The organism is Nitrososphaera sp., assembly GCF_050748925.1.
Taxonomy (GTDB): domain Archaea; phylum Thermoproteota; class Nitrososphaeria; order Nitrososphaerales; family Nitrososphaeraceae; genus Nitrososphaera.
The window spans coordinates 1-8,082 of sequence record NZ_JBOGQF010000083.1; the positions used below are offsets into that span (position 1 = coordinate 1).

The 8,082-nt window shown below is 55.2% G+C and carries 9 protein-coding genes; 3 read left to right on the forward strand and 6 right to left on the reverse strand.

Annotation, left to right across the window (positions count from 1 at the left end):
- The 5 genes from ACREAY_RS07850 to ACREAY_RS07870 form a co-directional block, all read right to left on the reverse strand.
- The coding region (locus ACREAY_RS07850; RefSeq protein WP_431755218.1) for an NAD(P)-binding domain-containing protein at positions 1–795 on the reverse strand (795 nt) is incomplete at its 3' end.
- 265 nt (positions 796–1,060) lie between these two features.
- Positions 1,061–1,315, reverse strand: coding sequence for a hypothetical protein (locus ACREAY_RS07855; RefSeq protein ID WP_431755219.1), 255 nt, complete (start codon positions 1,313–1,315; stop codon positions 1,061–1,063).
- Between the two features lie 13 nt (positions 1,316–1,328).
- Complete coding sequence (locus ACREAY_RS07860; protein WP_431755220.1) at positions 1,329–2,756, reverse strand: glycosyltransferase family 2 protein; 1,428 nt, start codon at positions 2,754–2,756, stop codon at positions 1,329–1,331.
- 275 nt (positions 2,757–3,031) lie between these two features.
- Positions 3,032–3,700, reverse strand: a complete 669-nt coding sequence (gene tpiA / locus ACREAY_RS07865) for a triose-phosphate isomerase (protein WP_431755221.1) — start codon at positions 3,698–3,700, stop codon at positions 3,032–3,034.
- Positions 3,697–4,818 (reverse strand): fructose-1,6-bisphosphatase, encoded by a 1,122-nt coding sequence (locus ACREAY_RS07870; RefSeq protein ID WP_431755222.1) that lies wholly within the window; start codon positions 4,816–4,818, stop codon positions 3,697–3,699. Before ACREAY_RS07870 ends, tpiA begins: the two co-directional genes overlap by 4 nt.
- Positions 4,819–4,993: 175 nt before the next feature.
- Between ACREAY_RS07870 and tuf the strand changes: the two genes are divergently transcribed.
- Both tuf and rpsJ read left to right on the forward strand, forming a co-directional pair.
- Positions 4,994–6,307, forward strand: a complete 1,314-nt coding sequence (tuf, locus tag ACREAY_RS07875; protein ID WP_431755223.1) for a translation elongation factor EF-1 subunit alpha — start codon at positions 4,994–4,996, stop codon at positions 6,305–6,307.
- Between the two features lie 9 nt (positions 6,308–6,316).
- A complete protein-coding gene (rpsJ, locus tag ACREAY_RS07880) occupies positions 6,317–6,628 on the forward strand; it encodes a 30S ribosomal protein S10 (protein ID WP_431755224.1) in 312 nt (103 codons plus the stop codon).
- A gap of 31 nt (positions 6,629–6,659) precedes the next feature.
- Here rpsJ and ACREAY_RS07885 read toward each other — a convergent pair whose 3' ends face one another.
- The gene (locus tag ACREAY_RS07885) at positions 6,660–7,619 is read right to left on the reverse strand and encodes a cobalamin-binding protein (RefSeq protein WP_431755225.1); all 960 of its coding nucleotides are present in this window, start codon (positions 7,617–7,619) and stop codon (positions 6,660–6,662) included.
- A gap of 122 nt (positions 7,620–7,741) precedes the next feature.
- On the opposite strand from ACREAY_RS07885, the gene ACREAY_RS07890 reads away from it, so the two are divergent.
- On the forward strand, positions 7,742–8,082 hold a 341-nt coding region (locus ACREAY_RS07890), incomplete at its 3' end, for a cupredoxin domain-containing protein (RefSeq protein WP_431755226.1).

Genomic DNA, 8,082 nt, shown 5'->3' on the forward strand with positions numbered 1-8,082 from the left:
TATTATGCTCGTTTCAAGCTCGTTTCTGGTCAGGGTGAGGAACATCTGGCTGTCCTTTGGCAGGCAATGCCCGCCGATGCCTTCCTTGGCGTCGAGTATCTTGATGTTCCATTTCGTGTTTATCGCCTCCCTCAGCTCGCCAAAGCTGACGCCGGAATTGTCGCAGAAAATCTTTAGCTCCTCTGCAAACGCGATCTCTACGTACCTGTAGGTGTTTTCCACTATCTTGGTCAGCTCGGCCGTCTCGACCGCGCTCACGGCGTGGAGCGGGATTCCAAGCATGTCGCCGTAGAATTCCCTGCCTTTCTCGACGCAGCAGCTCTCGCAGCCGCCAAGCACCCTCGTCTGGTTCACGCCATGCTTGTCTTTTTCGTGGATGTAGAACCTGTGCGGAACGTGGACGACGTGCAGCTTGTGCCTCACGATGTCGCAGACCTTCCTCGTGGTGCCCCTTGTTATGGTGCTGTCTATTCCAAGCAGCGCCCCTTCCTTGCCCTCTTTTGCAATCGCTTCTGCAAGGTCAAAAATCCCCTGCTGGTAGGGCACGAACATGTCGTCGGGGTTGTGGGTGGAGATGCAGATGAAATAGTAATCGTACCCTGCAAAGCCCGTTGCCCTGTTCTGGATAACCCCGTCGTCCAGTGCCCTCTTGATCGCCTTTTCGCTGATGTCAAAGCCCTCGACGTGGAGGCCGCGGCGAGTCATGTACTCTGCGTTACTGTATCCGATCTGACCAAGGCCGATCACGAGTACTTTTTGTGATTCAGCTTTTTCATTATGTGTTCCCATATTCATGGCGTCTCACAGAGCAGGCGAGTATGAATTCATATTGACTTTTTACGTCATGCTGCGAGGTCAAACCAACTCGAAGAAGGGCTAAACGTGACACTCAAGTGTTATGGGGCATAATTAAGTAGGCTAAGCCTCAATGCTGAAACTAAAGCCGTACTCTAGGTAGCTATTACAGATATATGCCCTGGAGCCTAATTGCCATTCTGGTATCTCAACCTCGATAATAAAACTCGCTAAAACTTGCGACCTTTATGAGAAAAGGCCGGGGCTAGGGAAGATAGGATGCGATCAAATTCTTGCCCCACTCGAAAAAGGCGCCAAAGTTTGATTCTACAGAGTCTCCGCAATTGATGGCCGCAGACGGCTGGAGCGCATTGACGATATCGCACGGGAAATATCCCGTGAGCCTCATCAGCACGATGCTAAATGCGAGCGTCATGCCGATTCCTACCACGATTGCGTCCCACCTCTTCTTTCTGCCTTTGATGGGCCTGTCCTTGGTTCGAGGGTTAATAGCTGCCAATCTTCTCCCCCGCCTATCTCCAGGCCGACTTTCTGATAGTGACGGCCGCGTATATCAAAAGCCAGCTGAACACGAATGTCGAAAGCAGCGTCATGATGGGCCGGTACAGCCACTGGCTGTTGCCGGGATTCCTCAGCCTGAACTCTATTCCGTATATCATGCCCGTAAAGAGCACGCCTGAAAGGTAAAACGCGGCCGACAGCAGGTCGCCCTGCAGCGGCAAAAGTACGAGCGCGTTGAGTACTATCAGGGGCCGGATTATTTTTAGCCCCGTCTGCAGGTAATAGATAACTGCTGCAGGCAGCGGCCTCCTCCAGTATACGCCGCCGGTGGCAAAGATGCTCCGGATAAAGCTCTTGCGCCACCTTATCTGCTGCTTGATCAGGGACTTGAAGGTTGTGGGCGGGCCAATGAGGACCTTTACACTCGGGCTGTAGAGGACTTTCCACAGACCTTTGGGCGAATCTTCGCCTTCTTCCAAGTCGGGGTCGGACGTTGACTTCATCCTGTCAAGGCTGTCGTCTCCCGTTTCAAGTATCGAAATGCTTCTGCTTGCCGTGGCTTGCTTGCTGCTTGCTGGCTGCGGGCCGGAGCCCAGCACAAAAGCCGTCATCAGCCTGTCGGTGCAGAATTTAAAGTCCACGCCTGCAAACCTGTCGTTGGCCCACCTGTCCATGAACGGCAGGACCGCCTCTTTTTTGAAGGCAGTGTACGCGCCCGAGCAGCAGGTGAGGGAGGAAAAAGAGCCTTCTATTCCCTTGATTATCCTGTACTGGCCGTCGTACCAGACATCCTGGATCTTTTCAAGCGCATTGCCCTGCGCAGCTCCTCTCACCCTTCCATGCGCGGTTACGGCCCCGACGGCCTTGTCGCTCTGAAAGATCTCGACCGTCTTTTCGACGGCATCCGGCGCAATCGTGATGTCGCTGTCCGTCAGTACGAATATCTCGCCCCTTGCAATGTCGGTCGCGGCCTTGACGGCCTTTTTCTTGCCCGCGCTCTTTGACATGTGGATGACGGTGATGTTTGAGCTCCTGCGCATCTCGTCGAGTATCTCGGTTGTCCTGTCCGTGCTGCCGTCGTTTACGATGATTATCTCCTTGTTCTGGTAAGTCGAGTCAATGCACGCCTGGACGCATTCCCTTATGTTGCCCTCCTCGTTTTTTGCCGGCACAATGATGCTGACAAGCGGCTTGGCGCTTGTCAGCACCTTTTCCTGGGCGGCGAGGTACGGGTCCCTGAACCTGGCATACGCGAGGAGCAGGACCGTAAAGAGGACAGCCGTGGTTACAAAGCTGTAGATGCCTATGACAAAGTCGACGATGAAAATCAAAAAGTATAGCTTTACCGCAAGGACTATGCCAACCGCGGCCAGGATGAGGGCCCTGACCAACCAGCGGCTCTTGCTCATTTCGCTGGTCCTGACAATCTGAGAACTCAAATGTAAAACCTTCCCTGTAACGATTTTGACGCAGTCTTCATGTCCCTCTCATACGAGCCGCAACTAGTAGGTTAACGCTCTGTTCATTTCCGGCGGTAATTTGAGGAGAACCTGACGATATTCTGGAGGATGGTCCGGAAACTTGTTATCATTACGCCATTAATCGCATAGAACCGGCTTTGCGATTGGGGTTAGGTGTTGCCAAAACGTTAGAATGTTCTGTACGCTTGCTGCAACAGGGCAAGTGTTGCAACGTTCAGATCGGCCTCTTCCTGCTACAACAGGTGCATTCCCGAAGCAAGCTCGGCTATCTTTTCCGGCCACGATTTGGCTTTCACGATTCCGCTTGCCGCCAGGATGCCGTGGGAACCAAGCTCTATTGCTTTGGCAACGTCGCCCTTGTCTGTGATGCCGGCGCCACAGATGACTTTGGCTCTGCCGCCAGCCGCCTTTATCGAGTCGGTGATGATGGCAGGGTTTTCCTTTGACACCGCCCGCCCGCTCCCGATGAGCTCTGGCGGCTCGATGGCGATGAAATCCGGCCTGAAATCTGCAACCATGCTCACTTCGCCAGGCGTCTGGGCGCACACTATGGAAACCATGCCGAGCCGGCGCATCTGCTCGACAAGGCTCTTGATGGCAGGCATCCCTATCCTGTGCTCGCTGTGGTTTATCAGCGAGCCTGCGGCGCCGTACGACTTGGCGACCTCTGGCACGAAAAAGCCGGTGGTCGCGCCCGGCTGCGCGTCGTCGACATGCTGGCAGACCACCTGGATCTTGCTGACTGCCTTGCATACGAGGGCAAGGGCCGGCTGCGGGGGCGCCAGCACGATTTCGACGCCGAGTTTTTCTGCAACGTCCTGCGCGTCGACGGCAAGCTCGACCGTCCTGCCTGCCGACGCCTCTCCGTAATTCTTGAAATTAATTATGAGGGGCCTGTTCAACGCTTCCCTTTGCCCTTCTTGCTCTCTTCCATGTCCCTGAATTTCGACTTTAGCTTGTCCATGCGCGCCTCATAGCCCTTGTTGTATTCAAGCTCTTCTGGGATGAGCGTGGCGGGGTGGATAAAGCCCTGGTTGCGCATTATCATCGCCCGCTCTGACGCCCACATCCTCTGTAGGTCCCAGTCCACGGTGCCAAAGCCGTCGTGCGGGCCTACCAGCTTGCCGTTGTGCATCGAAAACAGCAAACACGACACGATGGGTATGGAATAGTTGAGGCTCGCAGCCGAGTTCAGTTTTACCGGCTGGAGGGGCATGTGGTGGCTCCCCCTAGTGTTGCCTGCGACATAGTGCGGGTCGTTAAAGGCGCTGCCGGCTTCCTCGGTGGCTGGAAAGTTCTTTTGCGTCCTGACTATCATGATAGGATCGTCCTTGCCGACGTATGTGCCGGCGATGTTGTGCAGCCGGTCAGTCGACGCAGAGACGATCTGCTCTGCCATGTCGTCGGAAAAGACCGCGGAGACGACGTAGCGGCCCGGGTACATAAGCGCCGCTTCAAGCTCTGCCTTGTCCTCCCACATCTTCAAGTCCGCTATCTTGCCGGTCATCACGTCCAGTATCCTGACGACGACGCCGGCTGCAAGCTTTTCGTTGATGAGCAGGCCGGTGTTGCTGCGCGCGTCGACGAACATGCGCCACAGCGGGAAGTTGTAGGCGCCCGGCTCTGTCTTGTCAGCGGCAAAGATGCAGAAAACCTCGCTTGGGCGCTCGTCGACTTCGATCTCTGCGACGCCCGGACCCATGCCCTTGACGTTGCCAGAGAACGAGTCCTTTAGCAGGTCCTGCCCCGCGCCGTAGAGGCCCTGCTCCTTTGCGACCGCCGTCCCCACCGTAAAGGCGTCCCACGCAAGCTTGTGTATCTTGGCGTTGTCGACGCCCTGCTTGTGGGTCATGATTATGTGGATGTCGTCGCCGGTATAGCCTATGTAATAATCAATTAGCAAACCTTTTGCGTTCTTGGCCACAAAGCTCTTGACCGATGCCACAAGCTCGTCGCTTGGGCGCGTGTGGCCGCCAATGCCTCCTATGTCCGCCTTGATGGCGCTGATTGTAACTCGCATGTTTTGAAACTCGCTGTCTTTGGTTTAAAACTCTTGCGATACATTTCTCTACAATTATTGGGCTGTTCGGCCGGCGCGCGTGCATTGCCGCGCCAAAAACCGGCCATGAGGCGTACAAGAATTCGCAACAATTCGAGCCGAAATATACATAAAGCCCATGGCGTGTTGTTGCTCTATGAGCGCTAGCAAAAAACCACACCTTAACATTGTGGTTGTAGGCCACGTAGATAATGGTAAATCTACTACAGTAGGTCACTTGTTGGTTGATCTGGGCGCTATCGACCAGAGAACCATCGATGCATATGCAAAAGAATCCGAAGCTACAGGCAAGGGCGATACTTTCAAGTACGCCTGGGTCATGGACTCGATCAAGGACGAGAGGGAAAGGGGTATCACAATCGACCTCGCCTTCCAGAAATTCGAGACCGCCAAGTACTTCTTCACACTCATAGACGCTCCGGGTCACAAGGACTTTATCAAGAACATGATCACCGGCGCCTCCGAGGCAGACGCCGCAATCCTGGTCATCTCTGTCAAGCCTGGTGAAACCGAGGCATCCATCGAGTCGGGAGGTCAGGGCAGGGAACACGCATTCCTTGCCAAGACCCTGGGCGTGGGCCAGATAGTGGTGGCGCTGAACAAGATGGATGACGTCGGCTACCAGGAAGGCCGCTACAAGGAAGTCAAGGACAGCGTGGAAAAGATGCTAAAGTCCGTCGGCTACAACACGGCCAAGATTAGTTTCGTTCCCGTGTCGGGATGGAAGGGAGACAACCTGGTAAAGAGATCCGAGAACATGGCATGGTACAAGGGCGTCACGCTTGCAGAGTCGCTGGACGCATTTGAGCCGCCAGAAAAGCCAATCGGCAAGCCGCTCAGGATCCCGGTACAGGACGTATACACAATCACCGGCGCAGGCACCGTGCCAGTGGGCAGGGTCGAGACCGGCAAGATGAGGCCAAACGACAAGGTGGTCGTCATGCCGTCCGGCGCAGTTGGCGAGGTCAAGTCCATCGAGACCCACCACACCCAGATGGAGTCGGCAGAGGCAGGCGACAACGTCGGCTTTAACCTCCGCGGCATCGACAAGAAATCGATAAAGCGCGGCGACGTCATCGGCCCGGCAGACAACCCCCCGATGGTTGCAAAGGAGTTCGAGGCTCGCATCATCGTCATCTCTCACCCGACGGCAATCGCGCCTGGATACACGCCAGTGCTGCACGCGCACACTGCGCAGGTAGCAGCCACCATTTCGGCCTTTGTGTCCAAGATTGACCCAAGGACGGGCGCGACGACTGAAGAGGCACCCAAGTTCCTGAAAACAGGCGACGCAGCAATCGTCAGGATAAAGCCGGTACGACCGTTGCCAATAGAGACCTTCAAGGACTTTCCCGAGATCGGCAGGTTCGCACTCCGCGACATGGGCACAACCATCGCTGCAGGCGTAGTCCTTAGCATCACGGAAAAGTACGACCCGAACAAAAAGTAAGTGAAAAAGATGCCACAGGCAGCAAGAATCAAACTCACAAGCACGAACCTCATAACGCTTGAGGGCGTATGCACCGAGATCAAGGGAATGGGCGAAAAGAGCGGGATCAAGATCCGCGGCCCCCATCCTCTGCCTACAAAGCGCATGAAGATCGTGACGCGCAAGTCGCCTTGCGGTCAGGGCACCAACACTTATGACAAATACGAGCTGAGGATTCACAGGCGCGTAATCGACGTAGGCGCGGACGACAGGGCAATCAGGCAGCTGATGAGGCTAAAGATCCCTGAAGACGTCTACATCGAAGTCTCGCTGACTCAGTAACCTTTTCTCTTTTCCTTTTTCATCTGCACATTTATTGCGACTGTCGCACTTTCTTGTACGACCCTTTTGGCACCTTTATCTTCCTAGCCGCCTCGGGGTGCACTATCTTGGCCATGATTTCAAGTCCTATTATGGTGCGCGGGCTGGGCTTGCTAAAGTATGCTCCAGATTCGACAGCGTAAACGTCGCCCTTTTTGACTGCCCGAAGTGACTCCCACTTTTTGTTCCCCTTGAGCACCTTCATCTCTTCCATCGTCCTCTTTACCCCAAAGCCGCACGGCATCATGATTATGATCTCCGGGTCGAATCTGGCGACCTCGTCAATGTCCATCCTGCGCGACTGCTCGCCGGCGACGCTGGCGCCATTCACGCCGCCGGCATATTCTACCATCTGCGGGACCCAGTGCCCCGCGGTGAAAAACGGGTCGACCCATTCGATGCACATCACCCTCGGCCTGCTTTTGGCCTTCATCATCCTTACGGCGTCGATGCGCTTTTGCAGCGACGCGACAAGCTTGCGCCCCTCCTTTACCCTGCCGACCTTTTCTGCGACGTCCATTATGCTCACCAGTATGTCATCAAGGTCATGCGGGTCGAGCACAAGCACGTCTGGCTTGCCGCCAAGCACGCTGACGGCCCTGCTTGTCTCTTTGGTAAACGGGGAGCAGACCTCGCACAGCCCCTGCGAGACTATCAGGTCCGGGTCTGCCTTTTTCAAGAGCTCGTCGTCAACAATGTAAATGTCCCGGCCTGCATCTAAAAGCTCGACAATCTTGCCGTCTATCTGCCGCCCAGTCATCTTGGCAGGGTCAAAGGACGGGCGTATCACCTGCGGCTTTCTCCTTGCCGCCGCGGGATATTTGCACTCGTGGGTCACGCCCACTACGCTGCCGCCAAGCCCCAGTTCGTAAAGCGTTTCGGTGGCGCTTGGCAAAAACGACACGATGCGCATGGGGTTCATCCCCGGCCCGCCGTTAAAAACATGCTGCATAGAACAATCATGTAGAACAATCCCCCAAAACGGTTTTAAATTTGCAGCAGAGTTTCATTTTAATGAAGAGATATACAGCACTAGTTGCTGGACTGGTAGCTATTTTTGCTACCACGATGGCATTGCCAAGCCAGCCCGCATTCGCAGCCACAGTAAACGTCGACATTGTTCCAGGGGCATCGACCAAGACCACCAACGCTTATTCGCCCAACCCTGTCGAAGTTAACGTGGGTGATACCGTGGTATGGACGAACAAGGATACCCAGCCACATACCGCGACTTCTGGCGCTGATAATACAGCGGATGGAAAGTTCGGCGGCACTGTAGAGAATCCCGCATCAGAGTTGATACTCGCGAACGGGACCTATGAATTCATGTTCACCGAGGCGGGAGAGTACCCGTACTACTGCAGCCTGCACCCCGCGATGGTCGGGACCGTAATGGTAGCCGGCGAGGGCGGAAG